The organism is Brachybacterium saurashtrense (assembly GCF_003355475.1).
Taxonomy (GTDB): Bacteria; Actinomycetota; Actinomycetes; order Actinomycetales; family Dermabacteraceae; genus Brachybacterium; species Brachybacterium saurashtrense.
On sequence record NZ_CP031356.1, the window covers coordinates 1,402,421 to 1,419,894 of the forward strand.

Genomic DNA, 17,474 nt, shown 5'->3' on the forward strand with positions numbered 1-17,474 from the left:
CCTCATCGCGCCGCCGTGACGAGCCGGGAAACCCACGACGGGCCCGGCGCTGAACGTCGGGTGAACGCCCTCGCGGAACCGGGCACGAGGACGGGCGGTCGCAGGGTGTGCGAGGAGTCGCCCGCCCCCGGGCGCTTCTCACCCCTCGCGGCCCCGCCCCCACTCCCGGATGTACTCCTCGCGCCGTGCGGCCTGCTCGGCCGGGTCCGGCACCGGCAGCGACGCGATCAGCCGTCGCGTGTACTCGTGGGCGGGCCGCTGCAGCACGTCCGGGCCGTGACCGTCCTCCACCAGGTCGCCGCGGAACAGCACCCCGATCCGGTGGGCGAGGGAGTCCACCACCGCCAGGTCGTGGCTGATGAACAGCGCGGCGAAGCCCAGCCGCTGCTGCAGCTCCCGGAACAGCTCCAGCACGGTGGCCTGCACGGAGACGTCCAGGGCGCTGGTGGGCTCATCGGCGATCAGCAGCTCGGGCTCGAGCACCAGCGCCCGGGCGAGGGAGATCCGCTGGCGCTGCCCGCCGGAGAGCTCGTGGGGGTATCGCCGCGCGTAGGCGCCGGGCAGCTCCACCGCCTCGAGCAGCTCCCGCACCGTCTGCCCTCGTTGCGCGGCGGTCATCGACGCCTCGTGCACGATCAGCGGCTCGGCGATGCACTGCTCGATGGTGAGGTGCGGGTTGAAGGAGGTCGCCGGGTCCTGGAAGACGAAGCCGATTCGTCGGCGCAGGGGCTTGAACTCCTTCTCCTTCATGCCGTGCATCTGATGGCCCAGCACGGTGAGGCTCCCGCCGGTGGTGCGCTCGAGCCCCGCGATCGCCCGCCCGATGGTGGTCTTGCCGGAGCCGGACTCCCCCACCAGCCCGTACACCTCGCCGGCGCGGATCCGGAAGTCGACCCCCTTCACGGCCCGGAACGGCGGCTTGCCCCAGCGCCCGGGATACTCGATGACCAGGTCCTCTGCGACCACCAGGGGCTCGGCCTCCTCGATCTCCTGCTGACGCTGCGGGGTCAGCGCCGTCCAGGCGGAGTCGCGTCCCAGGTGCGGCACCGCGGCGAGGAGCGTGCGGGTGTACTCCTCGCGGGGCTCGGCGAACAGCTCCTGCACCCCGGCCCGTTCGATGATCCGCCCGCGGTGCATCACCGCCACCGAGTCCGCGAGATCGGCGACCACCCCCATGTTGTGGGTGATGACGATGATCGAGGTCCCGAAGCGGTCGCGCACGTCCCGCAGCAGGTCGAGGATCTCGGCCTGGACGGTGACGTCCAGCGCGGTGGTGGGCTCGTCGGCGACGATCAGCTCCGCGCCCAGCGCGAGCGCCATCGCGATCATGATCCGCTGCTTCTGCCCACCGGAGAACTCGTGGGGGTAGCGGTCGATCACGGCGGCGGCGTCGGGTATCCCCACCGACTCCAGCGCGGTGACGGCCTCGTCCCGGATCTGCCGGCGGGTGATCTTCGGGCGGTGCGCCCGCAGCCCCTCCCCCAGCTGCCACCAGATGGGGAAGACGGGGTTCAGGGCGCTGGAGGGCTCCTGGAAGATCATCGCGACATCCTCGCCGCGCAGGGCACGCAGGCGGGCGCCGGAGAGCCCCACCAGGTCGGTGCCGGAGACGATCACGGCACCGGCGGCCTCCGCCGTCTCCGGCAGCAGGCCCAGCACGGAGCGGGCGGTGACGGACTTGCCGGAGCCGGACTCCCCCACGATCGCGAGGATCTCCCCCGGGGCGACCTCGAGGCTCACCCCGTCCACGGCGTGCACGTCGCCGCCGTCGGTGGCGAAGTGGACGTCGAGGTCGCGGATCTGCAGGCGCGGCCCGTCGGGCGCGGTGGTGGACGCGGCGCTCATGCCGTCACCTTCCTGTCCTGCCGGCGCCGTGAGCGGCGGGTGCGCAGGCGCGGGTCGTTGAGGTCGTTGAGGGACTCGCCCACCAGGGTCACGCCGAGCACGGCGAGCGCGATCGCGAGGCCCGGGAACATCCCGGTCCACCAGATCCCGCTGGTCGCATCGGACATCGCCCGATTGAGGTCGTACCCCCATTCGGAGGCGCTGGTGGGCTCGATGCCGAAGCCCAGGAAGCCCAGCGCCGCCAGGGTGAGGATCGACTCCGAGGCGTTGAGGGTGAAGATCAGCGGCAGGGTGCGGGTGGCGTTGCGCAGCAGGTGCGTGCCCATGATGCGGCGGTGCCCGGTGCCCACCACCTTCGCGGCCTCCACGAACGGCTCGGCCTTCAGCCGCACCACCTCGGCGCGGATCACGCGGAAGTACTGCGGGATGAACACCACCGTGATGGAGAGCGCGGCGGCGATGATGCCGCCCCACGCGCCGGACTGTCCGCCGGAGATGGTGATCGACATGACGATCGCCAGCAGCAGCGAGGGGAAGGCGTAGACGGCGTCGGCGATCATCACCAGCACCCGGTCCAGCCAGCCCCCGAGGTAGCCGGAGAGCAGCCCCAGGGCCACCCCGAGGAACAGCGAGGCGGCCACGGCGCAGGCCATCACGGCGACCGCGGTGCGGGTCCCCCAGATCACCCGGGAGAGCACGTCGAAGCCGGTGACGGTGGTGCCCAACGGATGCGCGGCCGAGGGCGGCTGCTGGGTGCCGAAGGCAGTGCCGTCCGCCGAGGTCTGGGCGAATCCGTAGGGCGCGATCAGCGGGGCGAGCAGGGCGCCCAGCAGCAGCATCGCCACCAGCACCAGCCCGGTGATCAGCATGCCGCGCTGCAGGCCGACGCTGCTGCGCAGATGGCTGACGATCGGCAGGCGGAGGTACCAGGGACGCCGGTGCGCGGCGGCGACCTGGCCGCCGGCGTCCTCCAGTCCGGCGGCCGTCGGGTCCCCGCCGCCGACGGGTTCAGGGGTCGAGAGCGTCATGTCAGTACCTCACCCTCGGGTCGATCAGCGCCGCGATCACGTCCACGACGAAGTTGGAGACCGCGACGATCACGGCGAGCATCATGACGATGCCCTGCACGGCCACGTAGTCACGGGCCTTCATGTACTCCGCGAGCATGTATCCCAGCCCGTTCCATTCGAAGGTGGTCTCGGTGAGCACCGCGCCGCCCAGCATCAGCGCGATCTGCATCCCCATCACCGTGATGATCGGGATCAGCGCGGGGCGCAGTCCGTGCCGCGTGGTCAGCCGGGTCTCGGCCACGCCGCGGGAGCGGGCGGATTCGATGTACTGCTGCTCCAGGGTGCCGATCATGTTGGTGCGCACCAGGCGCAGGAAGATCCCGCCGGTGAGGATGCCCAGCGCGACCGCCGGCAGCACGGCGTGGCGCAGCACGTCCTGCAGCAACGCGAGGTCCCCCAGGCGCAGCGCGTCCAGGAGGTAGAACGGGCTGGGGTTCAGGATGGTGGACATCGTGATCTGCCCGCCGGTGGAGAGCCGCCCGGCCACCGGGAACCAGTCCAGGCCCACGGAGAACACCAGCTTCAGCAGCAGTCCCACGAAGAACACCGGGGTGGCGTAGCCCAGGATCGCCACGATCCGCAGCACCGCATCCGGCCAGCGGTCGCGGGTGCGGGCGGCGATCATGCCCAGCGGCACGCCCAGCAGCAGCGCCACCACGAGCGCGTACATCACCAGCTCGAAGGTCGCGGCGCCGTACGTGGTGAGCACCTCGGCCACCGGCGTGTTGTCGGTGTACGTGGTGCCGAAGTCGCCGCGCAGCACGCCCAGCAGGTAGTCGCCGTACTGCACGATCAGCGGTCTGTCGTACCCGGCCTCCGCCCGGCGCTCGGCGAGCTGGGACGGGGTGAGCCGGCCGCCCAGCGCCGCGGTGATCGGGTCGCCGGTGATCCTCATCAGGAAGAACACCATCGTCATGAGGATGAGGACGGTGGGGATGATGAGCAGGAACCGGACCAGGATGTACCGGCCCAGGCCGCCGCCCGCCCCACGCCGGCGCGCGGGGCGGGGAGCAGCGGGGGCCGTGGTCTCCGCGGCGGTGCTCACTTCGACAGCGGCGAGACGCGGAACTTGAAGGACGAATCGAGGGTGACGCCCTGCACCTCGGCGGTGGAGACCGCGATCTGCGCGCCCTGCAGCAGCGGCAGGGTGGAGATGTCCTCCGCGACGAGGTCCTGGATCTGCACGAACAGCGCCTCCCGCTCGGCCTCGTCCTCGGTGCCGCGCTGCTGCGCGATGAGCTCGTCCACCTCAGGGTTCGAGTAGTGGTTGCCCAGGAAGTTCTCGGTGGCGAAGAACGGGGCGAGGTAGTTGTCCGCGTCCGAGTAGTCCGGGAACCAGCCCAGCTGATAGGCGGGGTACACGTCGGCCACGCGGTCCTCGGAGTACTGCACCCACTCGGTGGACTGCAGGTCCACCTCGAACAGGCCGTCGGCCTCCAGCTGGCTCTTCACCGCGGCGTACTCGTCGCCGGAGGAGTTGCCGTAGTGGTCCGGGTTGTACTGCAGGCTCAGGGACACCGGGATCTCCACGCCGGCGTCCTCGAGCCGCGTGCGCGCGCGGTCCGGGTCCGGGCCGCCGGAGCCGTCGCCGTACATGTCCTGGAACTGCGTGCCGGAGCCGGGCAGTCCCTCGGGGATGTACGAGTACAGCGGCGTGTAGGTGCCGTTGTACACGGAGGTGGAGATCGCCTCGCGGTCCAGCAGGTCCGCGACCGCCTGGCGCACCGCACGGGCCTTGTCGGGATCGGCGTCCTCCGTCTCCTCGCCATAGGGGTTGGTGTGGAAGTTGAACACGATGTAGCGGATCTCGCCGCCGGGGCCGTCGTGCACGGTGACCGCGTCGTCGCTCTGCAGGTCGGCGATGTCGGTGGCGGAGAGCGAGCGCCACACGCAGTCGATGTTCCCCTGCTGGATGTCGAGCTTCATGTTGTTCTGATCGGCGTAGTAGGACATCACCACGCTCGCGGTGGCCGGGGTGCCGTACAGGCCCGCGTAGTCCTCGAACGCCTCGAAGGTCACGAGCTCGTTGATGGCCCAGCTGGTGATCCGGTACGGGCCGGAGAACGCCTCGGCGTCCACGATGTCGTTGTCCGGCAGCACCTCGTCGGCCGGGAACACGTCCGCGTCCACGATCGGGCCCGCGGGGCTGGTGAGCACGTAGGGGAAGGTCTGGTCGCCGGCCTGCTTGAGGTGGAACTCGACGGTGAGATCGTCGACGATCTCCACGCTGTCGAGGTTCCCCAGCAGGCTGGACGGACCGTTGGGGTCGTTGATCGCGATCGTCCGATCGAAGGAGTGCTTCACGTCCTCGCTGGTCAGCGTGTTGCCGTTGGCGAAGGTGAGGCCTTCCTTGAGGGTCACCGTGTACACCGTGTCGCCGGTGAACTCGGCGGTCTCGGCGAGGTCCGGCTCGGGGCGGCCGTCCTCGGAGCCGATGGCGACGCTGAGCAGGTAGCCGTAGCACTGGGTCCACACCGTGGAGGAGCCGTTGTCGTAGGCGGCGGCGGGGTCGAGCGAGGTGACCTTGTCGGTGGTGCCCACGGTGATGGTGCCGCCCTCGCCGCCGCTGCCGCCGCCGTCACCGCCGTCCTCGCTGGTCTGCGCGCAGGCGCTGAGCAGCACGGGCACGCCGGCCATCGACAGCAGCAGGGTGCGGCGGGTGGGGGTCAGAGCGGCATCGAACATGGCGTCCTCCAGGGGTGTGGGAGGCGCCGTGCGGGGGCACGGCGTCGTGAACATCGGCACCGCACATGTGACGCACGGCACCAACGGGGGTGCCCCGCAACCTAACAGCGCGCGCCGCCGGGAGCGAACCGACGGCCGACACGCCCGTTCACGTGACGGAACCGTGACCCGGTCAGCCCGCGTGCCACCAGCGCAGCACGCGCAGGGCCTGCATGGTCAGCCAGGGCGACGGCTCGCCCACGCGCACGTCCACCTCGAACCACACCGCGCCGGGCAGGACGTGCTGCTGCAGCCAGGTGCCGTCGGCCTGCTGGGCGTCCTCCACCATCGCGATCGCGTCCTCCATGCGGGGATCGCGCCGGCCCGCGTGCCGGAAGTGGTCCAGCGCCCGCAGGGCGGTGTAGATGTGGCGGGGCGGGTACAGGAAGTGGTCCACCCACGGCCCCACCAGCTCCCCCGTGCTCAGCCGCCGGGTGAGCCGGCGCTGCAGGAGGTACTCCTCGCCGGCCCGCTGCGCGGCGCGCAGGGCGTCGGTGCCGCCGGTGGCCCGCTCGTGCTCGTGCAGGGCGCGCAGGGCGTTGAGGGTGGAGTGGAAGCTCGCCCGGGTGGAGCCCTCCACCGCCTCGCAGTTCCAGCCGCCCTCGGCCATGGTGTGCTCGGCGAACCAGGTGGCGAGAGGCTCGACGTCCGCGCCCAGCCAGAGCCCGTTGGCGAGCGTCATCGCGTTGATGCACACGTCCACCTCGCCGCCCCAGTACGGCAGGGAGGGGTCGTACTCCCAGTGCGCGGTGCGGGCGAGCATCGCGGCGGTGTCGCGCTCGCGCAGCGGCGCGGGATCCATCCCCCATTCCCGCAGGGTGGTGAGCGACCAGGTGGTCGCTGTCCAGGGTTGGCCGGGCAGGGTCGCGCTCTCGGGGTCCTCGAGGTACCCGGCGGGGAAGAACGCGCCGCCGGCCCACAGTCCTGTCGCCGGGTCCTGCTTCTCCAGCAGCGCGGCGCCGAAGCCCTCGTGGGGGATGCGGGCGCGGGTGGCCTCCCACTGCACGGCGGGGGCGTCGAGCAGGTCCCGCTCCACCTGCCAGCGCAGCGCCGGGTCGGTGTCGAGGAGCCAGGGGATCACGTCGGTGGGTGCCATGCCCCGATCCTCCTCGCCGCGGCCCGCGGGGACAAGGCGATCTACAGCGGGTACACCCCGAAGCGCAGCCAGGCCACGGCCACGGAGAGGACGGCCAGCACGATCGAGGGCACCATCGCGGCGGTGCCGTCGCCGCGGCGCTGGTGCACGAGCGCCGCGAACACCATCGTGATGGCGAGCCCGGCCGCGGCCATGGGCACCAGGATCGTGGCCACCGAGAGCAGCCCCGGCAGGATCAGCCCCAGCGCCCCCAGCAGCTCCAGCGCGCCGATCCCGCGGATCACTCCCTGGGGGAAGTCCTCGACATAGGGGGTGCGCACGATCTGCTGGTCACGGGCGACGAGCAGCTTCATCAGTCCAGTCGCGGCGAAGATCGCGGCGAGCACGAAAGCGAGTATCCACAGCACCAGGTCCATCGGGGCGCCTCCTTCGACGGGGCGTCCCAGTATCCCCCGGTCATGCCGCCGCTGTCACGGGAACGGGGGCCGCGCCCTCATTCGCGGGCGCGCACCAGGCGCTCGTGCCCGCTCTCCTCGAGCTCCGCGATCTGCGCGTTCGCCTTGAGGAAGTCGTTGAAGGAGCGGTAGCCGATCGCCTTCTCGCTGAAGGAGGAGTCCATGCGGCGCATGTGGGACTTCACCGCGGAGGCGTGCAGCCACTCGCTGTCGCCCCGTCCGCCCAGCTGCAGTGCCCGCTGCAGCAGCTGCGCCGCGGCCTCGCGCGGGTCCTCGCCGAGGTCGTCCTCGTCCGTCTCCTCGGCCGCCTCCGCGGCCTCCTGGGCGGCCCGCTCCGCGGCCTGGGCCTTCGACTCGGTCTCGCCGCCGCGGCGCGAGCGGCCGCCGCCCTGCTCGGACGGGCCGGTGGTCGGGGCGGCGGTGCCGGAGCGGCGCGCCCGGCTGCGCTGGGGGCGGGAGGGCTGCTCCACGCCGGGGAGGTTCTCGTAGCTCTCGAACTCGTCGCAGGCGGCGGCGAGGGACTTCGCGGTGGAGCCCGCCACCCCCATCGCGATCACGTACCGGCCCAGGCGGCGGCAGCGCTGGGCGAGGGGCACGTAGTCGGAGTCCCCGGCGACGATCACCACGTGGGTGAGGTCCGGCATGAGGTACAGGTCCTCGACCGTGTCGACCGCCAGGCGGATGTCCGCGCCGTTCTTCGCGTAGGCGGCGGCCGGGAACAGCTGCACCAGGTCCACGGCGCGGGCCACCAGCTGGCTGCGGTACTCGGCGTTGACCGGGGAGGACCAGTCGGCATAGGCACGGGTGAGCATCAGCGCGCCGAAGGAGGCGGCGTAGTCGATGATCGCGCCCACGTCCACGGTGGCCTTGGCCAGGCGCTCGGCGATCTCGGGCTCGGTCGGGTCCTCGGCGATGCGCTGCCGGTCGCGGCTGTAGGCCTGACGGCCGTGCACCCGGTCGTACCAGGACATGACGATGTTGTCGAAGTCGAGGTAGACGGCGACGCGGGGATCCTGTGACTCTGCCATGCCCCCAGTCTGCCTGCTCCGCGGAGATGGTGCCGACGACGGCGCGCTCAGGACGCGCCGGGCGCGCCGCCGATCCGCAGCGCCTGCCGGACCCGGTGCACGGTGAGGTACTCGAGCCCGTCCGGGCCGGCGCGGAACCCGCGCACGCTGCGGCGCGGCAGCAGCGCCACGTCGCCGGGTCGCAGCTCCTCCTCCCCGTCCTCGCCGAGCAGGGCGCCGCCGCCGCGCACCACGTGGATCAGGGTGTCCACCTCCGCGCCGCGGTGGGCCGGGATGCTCTCCCCGGCCGGGAGCCGGATCACGTTCGCGTCGAGCTCCCGCCCGGGCTCGGCGATGGACCACACGGCGCCGCGGCGGGGCTCGGGGGCGAGCGCGTCGGTGCTGGTGAGAACGGGCACAGGATCCCTCCTCGGGGAGTCGGTGTTGTCGAGGACCGTACCCCGAGGCGCCTCACTGCTCGTGCACGACCTCCGAGGCGACGGCCACCAGCTCCGCGGCCGGTCCGCTGAGGCGCCGCGGCCCGGTCCACACGGCGGTGAGCAGACGGCGCAGCCGCATCCCTTCCACCGGGACCCGGCACAGCTGGCCGCTCTCGAGGAAGGAGCGCACCGCGAGCATGCTCAGCACCGCCGGCCCGGCCCCGGCGGCGACCGCGATGCGCACCGCGGCGTTGCTGCCCAGCTCCTGCACCGGCGGGGTCGCGGCAGCCTCCGGCAGCAGCTCCTCGAAGGCGTCCCGGGTGCCGGAGCCGCTCTCCCGCACGACCAGCGGGGTGCGGGCGAGCTCCTGCACGGGCAGCTCCTCGGCCCGCGCGGCCCAGGGATGGTCCGGGGCGACGACCACCACCAGCTCGTCCTCCCGCAGTCGCAGCGCGTGGACGCCGCGGGGCACGTGCGGGGTCTCGACGAAGCCGAGCCGGAGCCTTCCGTCGTGGATGCCGGCGAGCACCTGGGTGGAGTTGAGCACCTCGAGCGCGGCCCGCACCCGGCCGTCGCGGCGGCGCAGCGCGGCGAGCCAGGCCGGCATCAGGTGCTCGGCGATGGTCATGCTCGCGCCCACCCGCAGCTCGCGGGCGTCCTCGTCGCGGGTGTGCCGCAGCCAGTCGGAGAACTCCTCCGCCGCCTGGAGCAGCTCCCGGGCGTGCGCCGCGTAGAGCAGGCCGGCCGCGGTGGGGCGGGACCCGCGCGGCCCCCGCTCCAGCAGGGCGGTCCCCGCCTGCGCCTCGAGCTGGGCGATGGTGCGGCTGGCGTTGGGCTGGTGGATGCCGGCGCGGCGCGCCCCGGCGCCCAGCCCGCCCTCGTCCACCACGGCGAGGAACAGGGCGAGGGCCTGGAGGTTCGGCAGCGCCTCAGTCATATCAGAATCATATGCCCTGGTCGCGAAGTGCGCCCTACCGCGCCGGGGCGGGGGCTGGGAACGTACTGCGCATGTCCCGTTCCGTCCCTGCCCCCGCGCCGTCGGCCGCCCCTGCCGCGGCCGCTCCTCCCGCGCTCCCCCGCCTGTGGCCCGGCCTCGCCGTCGCTCTCGCCGTGGCGGCGGGCTCGATGCTGCTGGCACCGCGCGTGCCCGGGGTGAGCGCCCTGCTGCTCGCGATCGTGGCGGGCATCGCGCTGGCGAACCTCTCGGGAGTCCCGGCGGCGCTCGCCCCGGGGCTGTCCGTGGCGGGCAAGCGCCTCCTGCGGGCGGGCATCGTGCTGCTGGGGCTGCAGGTGGTGCTCGGCGATCTGCTCTCGCTGGGCCTGCCGATGCTGGCCGTGGTGGCGGCGGTGGTCACCGGCGGCGTGCTGGGCACGGTGGCGCTGGGTCGCGTGCTCGGCGTGGACCGGCAGCTGGCGCTCCTGGTGGCCTGCGGCTTCTCCATCTGCGGCGCGGCTGCGGTGGCGGCGGCCGCTGGGGTGACCGACCCGGAGGAGCGGCACGAGGAGCACACCGTCACCGCGATCGCCCTGGTGGTGCTGTGCGGCACGGTGATGATCGCGGCGGTGCCCGCGCTCGCGGCGGCGCTCGGCCTCGCCCCGGAGACCGCCGGCCTCTGGGCGGGGGCGTCGATCCACGAGGTCGCACAGGTGGTGGCCGCCGGCGGCGTGCTGGGCGGCACCGCGCTCACGCTCGCGGTGATCGTGAAGCTGGCGCGCGTGCTGATGCTCGCCCCGGTGATGGCGGTGCTGAGCCTCCAGCAGCGCCGCCGCGGCGCCGCGGAGGGCGCTCGGCCCCCGCTGGTGCCGCTGTTCGTGCTGGGATTCCTCGCGATGGTGGCGGCGCGCTCGCTGCTGCCCCTGCCCTCGCCCGCGCTGGATCTCGGCGCCGCCCTGCAAACTCTCCTGCTGGCGGCGGCGATGTTCGCGCTGGGCACCGGCGTGCGCCTGCGCAGCCTGCTGCGCGTGGGGGTGCGCCCCCTGGTTCTCGCCGCGCTGTCCACCCTGCTGGTCGCGACGCTGGCCCTGGGCGGGGTGCTCCTGACCCGATAGTCCCCGGAGGGCCGCAGATGCGCCGGTATAGTGCCGCCCATGACGCAATTGCGAGTACGAGAGGCGGCGCTGTTCCTCGGTGTCAGCGAGGACACGGTACGGCGACGAGTAGAGAAGGGCGCCCTGGAGGCGGGCACGGATGCGGCCGGGAGGATGGTGCTCGACGGCGCCGAGGTGGCGCGCCTGGCCCGCGACCTGGCCGTCGCCCCGGACGTCCCGGGCACTGCCTCCTCGGCCCGGAACCGCTTCGTGGGCCTGGTCACCGACGTGGTGATGGATACGGTGATGGCGCAGGTGGAGCTGCAGTGCGGCCCCTTCCGCGTGGTCTCGCTGATGAGCAGCGAGGCGGCCCGCGAGCTGGAGCTGGCGCCGGGCGCGGTGGCGACCGCCTCGGTGAAGGCCACGCAGGTGGTCATCGAGGCGGCACCGGTCGCACGCACGGACGGGGACAGACCATGACCGGGCCCGGGCGTCTCGCCCGCGCCCTCGCCGGGGCCGCCGCGACCCTCCTGCTCGCCGCGGCCTGCGGCTCCGCCTCCTCCGACACCTCCGGCTCCTCGGACGACGGGGAGAGCCTCACCCTGCACGTCCACGCCGCCGCCTCCCTCGCCGAGCCGTTCGACGAGATCGGCGCGATGTTCGAGCAGCAGCACCCGGGCGTGGAGGTGGCGGTCAACTACGCCGGCTCCTCCACGCTGGTCGAGCAGATCCTGCAGGGCGCCCCGGCGGACGTCTTCGCCTCCGCGAACACCGCGAACATGGACAAGCTGGTCGACGCCGGCCGCACGGCGTCCGCGCCCGTGGACATGGCCACCAACACCCTGGAGATCGCGGTGCCGGCCGGCAATCCCGCGGGCGTCGCCTCCCTCGAGGACCTCGCCGATCCGGAGGTGGCGCTGGTGGTGTGCGCCCCGGAGGTGCCCTGCGGCGCCGCGACGCGCACCGTGCAGGAGGCGGCGGGGCTCGAGCTCGCGCCCGTGAGCGAGGAGCAGTCCGTGACCGACGTGCTCAACAAGGTCACCAGCGGCCAGGCCGACGCCGGGCTCGTGTACACCACCGATGTACGACGGGGCGGGGACGCCGTGGAGGGGATCTCCTTCCCCGAGGCGCAGCACGCGGTGAACCTGTACCCGATCAGCACCGTCGAGGGCGCCGCGCAGCCCGAGCTCGGCCAGGAGTTCGTGGACCTGGTCACCTCCCCGGAGGGGCAGCAGGTGCTCGCCGCGCACGGGTTCGGCGGCCCGTGAGCTCGCTGCCCCGCTGGGTGCTGGTGCCCGCGCTGCTGGGCGGCGGCCTGGTGCTGCTGCCGCTGCTGGCGGTGGCGCTGCAGGTGCCGTGGGGCCGGTTCGGCACACTGATCACCAGCGACTCCAGCCTCGCGGCGCTGCGGCTGAGCCTGCTCACCGCCGGCGTCAGCACGCTGCTGTGCGTGCTGCTGGGGGTGCCGATGTCCCTGCTGCTGGCGCGCGCGAGAGTGCCCGGCCTGCCGCTGCTGCGGGCACTGGTGCTGATCCCGCTGGTGCTGCCGCCCGTCGTGGGCGGCATCGCCCTGCTGTACACCTTCGGCCGGCAGGGCCTGCTGGGGCGCACCCTGGAGCTGCTGGGGGTGCAGATCGCGTTCTCCACCACGGCGGTGATCCTCGCCCAGACCTTCGTGGCGATGCCGTTCCTGGTGATCAGCCTCGAGGGCGCCCTGCGCACGGCCGGCACCCGCTACGAGCGTGCCGCCGCCTCGCTGGGCGCGCGGCCCTCCCGGGTGCTGCTGCAGGTGACGCTGCCGCTGGTGCTGCCCGCCCTGGCCTCGGGGACGGTGCTCAGCTTCGCCCGGGCGCTGGGCGAGTTCGGCGCCACCATCACCTTCGCCGGCTCGCTGCAGGGCACCACCCGCACCCTGCCGCTGGAGATCTACCTGCAGCGGGAGAGCGATCCGGACGCCGCCGTGGCGCTGTCCTTCCTGCTGATGCTGGTGGCGGTGCTGGTGATCGCGGTGGCGCGGCGGAGGGCGACAGCATGACCCTGCACCTGCACGCGGACGTCCCCTCGCGGGGTGTGGACCTCCGCCTCCAGGTCCCAGACGGCGGCACTCTCGCCCTGGTGGGCCCGAACGGCGCCGGGAAGTCGACAGTGCTCTCCCTGGTGGCGGGGACCCTGCGCGACGGGCACAGCCGGGTGGAGCTCGCCGGGCAGCTGCTCACGGGGCCGGGCGCGTGGGTGCCGCCGCACGCCCGACGGGTCACCACGCTCAGCCAGGACCCGGTGCTCTTCCCGCACCTGACGGCCCGGGCGAACATCGCCTTCGCCCTGCGTGCCCGGGGCGTGAGCCGGGCACGGGCCCGCGGCGAGGCCGCCCGGTGGCTCGACGAGCTGGAGCTCTCGGCGCTGGCGGACCGTCGGCCCCGGCAGCTCTCCGGCGGTCAGGCGCAGCGGGTCGCGATCGCGCGGGCGCTCGCCGCCGCGCCGCAGCTGCTGCTGCTGGACGAGCCGATGGCGGCGCTGGACATCGACGTGGCCGCGGCCCTGCGCGAGCAGCTGCGGCACTACCTGGCCGGCCGCACCGCGGTGATCGTCACCCACGACGTGCTCGACGCCCTCACCCTGGCGGACTCCCTGGCGGTCCTCGAGGGGGGCCGGATCGTGGAGCAGGGGGCGGCCGCCGAGCTGCTCACCCGCCCGCGCTCCGCCTTCACGGCCCGCTTCGCCGGGCTGAACCTGCTCACGGGCCGCTGGGACGCCGGTGCCGTGGTGCTCGAGGACGGCTCGCGCCTGCCGGCCGCGGGGGCGCATCCCGCGGACGCCTCCGTGCACGCCGCCTTCCGCCCGGCCGCGGTGCGGCCCGTCGCCGACGGCGGTCTGCGGCGCACGGTGCGCAGCCTGCTCCCCCACGGGGACCTGGTCCGGGTGCGCACCGAGGATCTCGCCGCGGACCTCTCCGGGCAGCAGGTGGCCGCCCACGCTCTGCGCCCGGGCGCTCCGGTGCGGCTCGCGGTGCCGCGCGAGGACGTGGCAACCTACCGCGCATGATCGCTCTGCGCCCCCTGCACCGCGAGCTCCGCGCGCTCCACGGCCCGCAGGGCTGGTGGTGGCCCGGCGAGGAGCCCTTCGAGATCGCGCTCGGCGCGGTGCTGGTGCAGCGCAGCCGCTGGGAGCAGGCCGCCGCGTCCCTCACGGCGCTGCGTGGGGCGGGCCTGCTGGCACCAGCGCCGCTGGCCGCCGCCGAGGAGGGGACGGTGCGGGAGCTGGTGCGGCCGGCCGGGTTCCCGCGCGCCAAGCCCCGCCGGGTGCAGGCGCTGGCGCGGTGGTGGGCGGAGCACGCCGAGGCGGCCCACGCGCTGGACGATGCGGCGCTGCGCCGCGACCTGCTCGCCGTGGAGGGCGTGGGCGAGGAGACGGCCGATGCGATCAGCCTGTACTGCTTCGGCCGGCCCGCGTTCCTGTGCGACGAGTACGCCCGGCGCCTGCTGCGCGAGCGCGGCATGGCGGTCCCCGCCTCGTACCCCGCCTTCCGTCGCGCTCTCGAGCAGCCGCTGGCCGCGGCCGGGTTCACGGTGGCCGAACTCGCCGAGCTGCACGGACTGATCGTCGAGGAGGGCAAGGCCCGCGCGGCCGCGGCGTCCCGTCAGGCGAGCCGCAGCCCCCGGTAGCGGTTCACGGCCGCGTGGATCTCCAGGGCGCGCGGCCGGGCGAGGTGGCCGGGATGGCCGCGATGGGGCGAGAGGGCCTCGAGCCCCTCCGCGTCCAGGCGGGCGCACAGTGCGGCGATCGCGGTGCCGAGATCCTCGGCGGCTCCGGTGCCGGGGGCGTCCAGCAGCTCGGCGAGGCGGTCCAGGGCGTGCGCGACGGCCTGGGTCTGCGCGGCGTCGACCAGCTGGGACTGCGCCGCGAGGTCGATGCTCTCCTGCCCGAACCGGATCGTGGCCCGGCCCTTCGCGGCGGCGGGCCGGCGCTTCCCGGCCGGGCGCAGCACGCCGGGCGCGGGACGACGGGGGCGCGAAGGCCCGAACACCCCGCCCGCCGTCGCCTTGGGCGCGGCGCCGGCGAGCTCGCGGGCCCGGGCGGTGACGTCGTGGGGGACGTACTCGTCCATCGCGATGACGCAGTCGGCCACGTCGAGGAAGGCGGCGGAGCCGCCCGCCACCAGCACGGTGGAGACGCCCCGCTCGTGCAGCAGGGGCCGCACCCGGTCCACGAAGGGGGTGATCGGCTCCCGCTCGACGGAGACGAGGGCCCGCATGCGCTCGTCGCGGAACATCATGTTGGTGGCCGAGGTGTCCTCGTCCAGCAGCACCGCCGATGCGCCGGCGTCGACCGCCTCGACCAGCGAAGCGGCCTGGGAGGTGGAGCCCGAGGCGTTGGTGGTGGAGAAGGCGCGGGTGTCGGCGCCGGAGGGCAGGCCCGCGAGGAACGGGGAGATGTCCACACCGGCCACGGAGCGGCCGTCCTCGGCGCGCAGCGCCGCGGCGTCGGCCCGGGCGATCACCCATTCGCGGCCATCGCCCTCCACGTGCGGGTGCACGCCCCGCGCGAGCGCCCGCAGCAGCGTGGACTTGCCGTGGTAGCCGCCGCCGACGATCACCGTGACCCCGTCGGGCACGCCCATCCCCTGCACGCTCCGACCGCTGGGCAGCTCGAACCGGACCCGCAGCGAGGCGGGGCTCGTGAAGGGCACCGCGCCGCCGACGAGCGGGAGGTCCGAGTCCCCCGCACGGCGGGGCAGGATCGCGCCGTCCCCCACGAAGGCCACCAGGCCCCGGCCTGCCAGCCGGTCCCGCAGCGCCTCCTGGTCGCGGTGCAGGGTGACGTGCCGGCGCAGCGCCTCCACGTCCAGGGTCGCGGCCCGCAGCGATGACTCCGCGATCCGGGGCAGCGCCTCGGTGAGCAGGCGCGCCGCCTGCCGGCCGCGCACTCGGCGCCCGGAGGCGGGCAGCGGCACCGCCAGTCGCGCCTCGATACCCTCCGCGGTGACGGCCACGCTGGTGCGCTCGAGCACCTCCTGCCCGGGCGCTCCGGTGAGGATCCCCTCGCCGTGACGGGCGGCGGCGGCCGCGACGGCACGGGCGAGGAAGTCGGTGGTGGCGACTCGTCCGCGCCGGTCGTCCAGGAGGTCCTCGGGCAGGGCCGCCTCCGCCCGGTCCACGATCAGGCGCATCAGCGAGGGCGGGGCGTAGGGGTCTGCCTGCACGTGGTCGACCACCAGGCGGCAGGGCCCGAGGTCGTAGCGGCCGTGCAGCTCCTTGTAGGCGCCGTAGCCGCGGGAGTCGATCGCGGTGAGGGTGCGTGCCAGGGCGGTCGCGTCGGCGGTCATGGCTCTCGCGCCTCTCGCTCGGGGTCAGGGGCGGTGGACCACGCTATCGCCTGTCGGTCACAGCGCGTCCACCAGCTCCTGCACCGCGGCGTCGAACAGCTCCGGCGCCTCGAGGTTCGGGTAGTGGGCGGCGCCGGGCACCTCGACATGGCGCGCGGGACCGCTGACGGAGCGGACGAGCCGTGCCCCCATCCCCCGGTGATCGTCCCCGTCGAGCGCCCCGGAGAGCGCGAGCACGGGGGCGGCGATCTCCCCGAGCCGTCCCCAGGGGTCGGCGACCGGGGTGGGCGGGACCGGGGGCAGAGGGCGGCCGTCGGGGTCGAGCCGCAGGTGCTGGGCCAGGGTGTCCCGGGCCATGGTGTCGATGAGCGCCCACACCGCGGGATCGACCTGCCCGCGCGTGCGGTGCGGGCCCGCGGTGAAGCGCTGGAGCACCGCGATCCAGGCCTCGGGGTCGGTGCCCTGCTCCGCCTCCCGCCAGTCCGCGAAGGCCTGCAGCGCCCACGGGTCGGTGAACTCCGGCTGACTCGTGCCGGTGCCGCTGACCACGAGTGCGGCGACGCGCGCCGGGAACTCCAGGGCCAGGTCCACGGCGGTGCCGCCGCCCATGGAAATCCCGATCGGCACGGCGACGTCGATCTGCAGTGCATCCATCAGCGCGATCACGTCGTCGACGAGACGGTAGGGGGCCTCGGCGTCGCTCGAGCCGCCTTGCCCGCGCGCATCGGGCGCGATGACGCGCCGCCCCGGGAACGCGTCCAGCTGCGGTCCCCACATGCGGGAGTCCACCGCCCCGCCGTGCAGCAGGAGCAGCGGCGGGCCTCCCCCCGAGGGGCCGCTCTCGCGGTAGGCGATGGTCTGGTCCGCCAGGTCGAGGAAGTTCACTCCGGGGTGCGTCTCTGCAGGGCTCATGACACCCAAGGTGTCATGCCGCGCGCAGAATGACAACCCGAGTGTCATACTGGCCGGATGAGCGATGTCCCCCTCCCCCCGGACGCCCGCGCCGCCCGACTCGCCGAGGTGTACGTGGCCCTCGGGCCCGTGTACCGCCGCGTGGCCCGGATCGTGGAGCAGGACGAGCAGGTCAGCGGCCTGTCGGTGGGAGTGCGCAACGTGCTGGACCAGCTCCGGCGCGACGGGCGCCGCACCGTCCCGCAGCTCGCGCGCACCCAGGACCTCAGCCGGCAGTACACCCAGCGCATGGTGGACAGGGCGCGCGCCGACGGCCTGGTCGAGCTCGTCGACAATCCGGCACACCGCCGCTCCCGACTCGTGCGCCTCACACCGGCGGGCGATGCCGCCATCGCGGCCGTCCTCGCACGCGAGCGGTCCCGGCTCGAACGCGTGGGCGGCGATCTCACCGCCGCAGAGCTCGCCGGGACGCTGCGGGTGCTCCATCACATGGACCAGGCGCTCCTCGCCCTCGAGGAGGAGGGGTGACGGACGATCACCCCGACACAGCAGCAGGGCCCCGGCATCTGCCGGG

Annotated in this window: 18 protein-coding genes; 7 read left to right on the forward strand and 11 right to left on the reverse strand. The window is 74.0% G+C overall.

What is annotated here, in order from left to right; all coding sequences use genetic code 11:
- Positions 1 to 138: 138 nt before the first annotated feature.
- From DWV08_RS06355 to DWV08_RS06395, 9 genes are all read right to left on the reverse strand, one after another.
- Positions 139 to 1,845, reverse strand: a complete 1,707-nt coding sequence (locus tag DWV08_RS06355) for an ABC transporter ATP-binding protein (RefSeq protein WP_115413028.1) — start codon at positions 1,843 to 1,845, stop codon at positions 139 to 141.
- Positions 1,842 to 2,873, reverse strand: a complete 1,032-nt coding sequence (locus DWV08_RS06360) for an ABC transporter permease (protein ID WP_115413029.1) — start codon at positions 2,871 to 2,873, stop codon at positions 1,842 to 1,844. The genes DWV08_RS06355 and DWV08_RS06360 overlap by 4 nt, the downstream gene beginning before the upstream one ends.
- A gap of 1 nt (position 2,874) precedes the next feature.
- Positions 2,875 to 3,960 (reverse strand): ABC transporter permease, encoded by a 1,086-nt coding sequence (locus tag DWV08_RS06365; protein ID WP_115413030.1) that lies wholly within the window; start codon positions 3,958 to 3,960, stop codon positions 2,875 to 2,877.
- The gene (locus tag DWV08_RS06370) at positions 3,957 to 5,600 is read right to left on the reverse strand and encodes an ABC transporter substrate-binding protein (RefSeq protein ID WP_115413031.1); all 1,644 of its coding nucleotides are present in this window, start codon (positions 5,598 to 5,600) and stop codon (positions 3,957 to 3,959) included. The genes DWV08_RS06365 and DWV08_RS06370 overlap by 4 nt, the downstream gene beginning before the upstream one ends.
- A gap of 172 nt (positions 5,601 to 5,772) precedes the next feature.
- A complete protein-coding gene (locus tag DWV08_RS06375) occupies positions 5,773 to 6,735 on the reverse strand; it encodes a squalene cyclase (RefSeq protein ID WP_115413032.1) in 963 nt (320 codons plus the stop codon).
- Between the two features lie 41 nt (positions 6,736 to 6,776).
- Complete coding sequence (locus DWV08_RS06380; protein WP_115413033.1) at positions 6,777 to 7,151, reverse strand: DoxX family protein; 375 nt, start codon at positions 7,149 to 7,151, stop codon at positions 6,777 to 6,779.
- Positions 7,152 to 7,228: 77 nt separating this feature from the next.
- Positions 7,229 to 8,218, reverse strand: coding sequence for an NYN domain-containing protein (locus DWV08_RS06385; RefSeq protein WP_115413034.1), 990 nt, complete (start codon positions 8,216 to 8,218; stop codon positions 7,229 to 7,231).
- A gap of 47 nt (positions 8,219 to 8,265) precedes the next feature.
- Complete coding sequence (locus tag DWV08_RS06390; RefSeq protein WP_115413035.1) at positions 8,266 to 8,616, reverse strand: cupin domain-containing protein; 351 nt, start codon at positions 8,614 to 8,616, stop codon at positions 8,266 to 8,268.
- 52 nt (positions 8,617 to 8,668) lie between these two features.
- Entirely contained in the window at positions 8,669 to 9,574 is a 906-nt protein-coding gene (locus DWV08_RS06395; RefSeq protein WP_115413036.1) for a LysR family transcriptional regulator, read from the reverse strand.
- Positions 9,575 to 9,645: 71 nt separating this feature from the next.
- Between DWV08_RS06395 and DWV08_RS06400 the strand changes: the two genes are divergently transcribed.
- Genes DWV08_RS06400 through DWV08_RS06425 form a run of 6 tightly spaced genes read left to right on the forward strand, consistent with a single transcriptional unit; the run spans position 9,646 to position 14,327 of the window.
- Positions 9,646 to 10,686: a YeiH family protein gene (locus tag DWV08_RS06400; RefSeq protein ID WP_241237371.1), complete on the forward strand. Its 1,041-nt coding sequence runs from the start codon at positions 9,646 to 9,648 to the stop codon at positions 10,684 to 10,686.
- 39 nt (positions 10,687 to 10,725) lie between these two features.
- Positions 10,726 to 11,145 carry a TOBE domain-containing protein gene (locus DWV08_RS06405; RefSeq protein ID WP_115413038.1) on the forward strand — a complete coding sequence of 140 codons (420 nt, stop codon included), beginning with the start codon at positions 10,726 to 10,728 and terminating at the stop codon, positions 11,143 to 11,145.
- Positions 11,142 to 11,933 (forward strand): molybdate ABC transporter substrate-binding protein, encoded by a 792-nt coding sequence (gene modA, locus DWV08_RS06410; RefSeq protein ID WP_115413039.1) that lies wholly within the window; start codon positions 11,142 to 11,144, stop codon positions 11,931 to 11,933. Before DWV08_RS06405 ends, modA begins: the two co-directional genes overlap by 4 nt.
- The gene (locus DWV08_RS06415) at positions 11,930 to 12,700 is read left to right on the forward strand and encodes an ABC transporter permease (protein ID WP_115413040.1); all 771 of its coding nucleotides are present in this window, start codon (positions 11,930 to 11,932) and stop codon (positions 12,698 to 12,700) included. The genes modA and DWV08_RS06415 overlap by 4 nt, the downstream gene beginning before the upstream one ends.
- Positions 12,697 to 13,707, forward strand: coding sequence for a sulfate/molybdate ABC transporter ATP-binding protein (locus tag DWV08_RS06420; protein WP_115413041.1), 1,011 nt, complete (start codon positions 12,697 to 12,699; stop codon positions 13,705 to 13,707). The genes DWV08_RS06415 and DWV08_RS06420 overlap by 4 nt, the downstream gene beginning before the upstream one ends.
- A complete protein-coding gene (locus tag DWV08_RS06425; protein WP_115413042.1) occupies positions 13,704 to 14,327 on the forward strand; it encodes an endonuclease III in 624 nt (207 codons plus the stop codon). The genes DWV08_RS06420 and DWV08_RS06425 overlap by 4 nt, the downstream gene beginning before the upstream one ends.
- On the opposite strand, the gene DWV08_RS06430 is transcribed toward DWV08_RS06425, so the two are convergent.
- Complete coding sequence (locus DWV08_RS06430; protein WP_115413043.1) at positions 14,303 to 15,988, reverse strand: ABC-ATPase domain-containing protein; 1,686 nt, start codon at positions 15,986 to 15,988, stop codon at positions 14,303 to 14,305. The genes DWV08_RS06425 and DWV08_RS06430 overlap by 25 nt on opposite strands.
- A gap of 57 nt (positions 15,989 to 16,045) precedes the next feature.
- On the reverse strand, positions 16,046 to 16,900 hold the full coding sequence (locus DWV08_RS06435; RefSeq protein ID WP_162801512.1) for an alpha/beta fold hydrolase: 855 nt from the start codon (positions 16,898 to 16,900) through the stop codon (positions 16,046 to 16,048).
- A 57-nt stretch (positions 16,901 to 16,957) separates the two neighbouring features.
- On the opposite strand from DWV08_RS06435, the gene DWV08_RS06440 reads away from it, so the two are divergent.
- On the forward strand, positions 16,958 to 17,428 hold the full coding sequence (locus DWV08_RS06440) for a MarR family winged helix-turn-helix transcriptional regulator (protein ID WP_115413045.1): 471 nt from the start codon (positions 16,958 to 16,960) through the stop codon (positions 17,426 to 17,428).
- Positions 17,429 to 17,474: the final 46 nt, after the last annotated feature.

What these genes read in the sequence shown, in the direction of transcription:
- DWV08_RS06355 (WP_115413028.1), bottom strand. Translation starts at nt 1,845, where the DNA reads ATGAGCGCCGCGTCCACCACCGCGCCCGACGGGCCGCGCCTGCAGATC.
- DWV08_RS06360 (WP_115413029.1), bottom strand. Translation starts at nt 2,873, where the DNA reads ATGACGCTCTCGACCCCTGAACCCGTCGGCGGCGGGGACCCGACGGCC.
- DWV08_RS06370 (WP_115413031.1), bottom strand. Translation starts at nt 5,600, where the DNA reads ATGTTCGATGCCGCTCTGACCCCCACCCGCCGCACCCTGCTGCTGTCG.
- DWV08_RS06375 (WP_115413032.1), bottom strand. Translation starts at nt 6,735, where the DNA reads ATGGCACCCACCGACGTGATCCCCTGGCTCCTCGACACCGACCCGGCG.
- DWV08_RS06380 (WP_115413033.1), bottom strand. Translation starts at nt 7,151, where the DNA reads ATGGACCTGGTGCTGTGGATACTCGCTTTCGTGCTCGCCGCGATCTTC.
- DWV08_RS06385 (WP_115413034.1), bottom strand. Translation starts at nt 8,218, where the DNA reads ATGGCAGAGTCACAGGATCCCCGCGTCGCCGTCTACCTCGACTTCGAC.
- DWV08_RS06395 (WP_115413036.1), bottom strand. Translation starts at nt 9,574, where the DNA reads ATGACTGAGGCGCTGCCGAACCTCCAGGCCCTCGCCCTGTTCCTCGCC.
- DWV08_RS06400 (WP_241237371.1), top strand. Translation starts at nt 9,646, where the DNA reads ATGTCCCGTTCCGTCCCTGCCCCCGCGCCGTCGGCCGCCCCTGCCGCG.
- DWV08_RS06405 (WP_115413038.1), top strand. Translation starts at nt 10,726, where the DNA reads ATGACGCAATTGCGAGTACGAGAGGCGGCGCTGTTCCTCGGTGTCAGC.
- modA (WP_115413039.1), top strand. Translation starts at nt 11,142, where the DNA reads ATGACCGGGCCCGGGCGTCTCGCCCGCGCCCTCGCCGGGGCCGCCGCG.
- DWV08_RS06420 (WP_115413041.1), top strand. Translation starts at nt 12,697, where the DNA reads ATGACCCTGCACCTGCACGCGGACGTCCCCTCGCGGGGTGTGGACCTC.
- DWV08_RS06425 (WP_115413042.1), top strand. Translation starts at nt 13,704, where the DNA reads ATGATCGCTCTGCGCCCCCTGCACCGCGAGCTCCGCGCGCTCCACGGC.
- DWV08_RS06430 (WP_115413043.1), bottom strand. Translation starts at nt 15,988, where the DNA reads ATGACCGCCGACGCGACCGCCCTGGCACGCACCCTCACCGCGATCGAC.
- DWV08_RS06435 (WP_162801512.1), bottom strand. Translation starts at nt 16,900, where the DNA reads ATGAGCCCTGCAGAGACGCACCCCGGAGTGAACTTCCTCGACCTGGCG.
- DWV08_RS06440 (WP_115413045.1), top strand. Translation starts at nt 16,958, where the DNA reads ATGAGCGATGTCCCCCTCCCCCCGGACGCCCGCGCCGCCCGACTCGCC.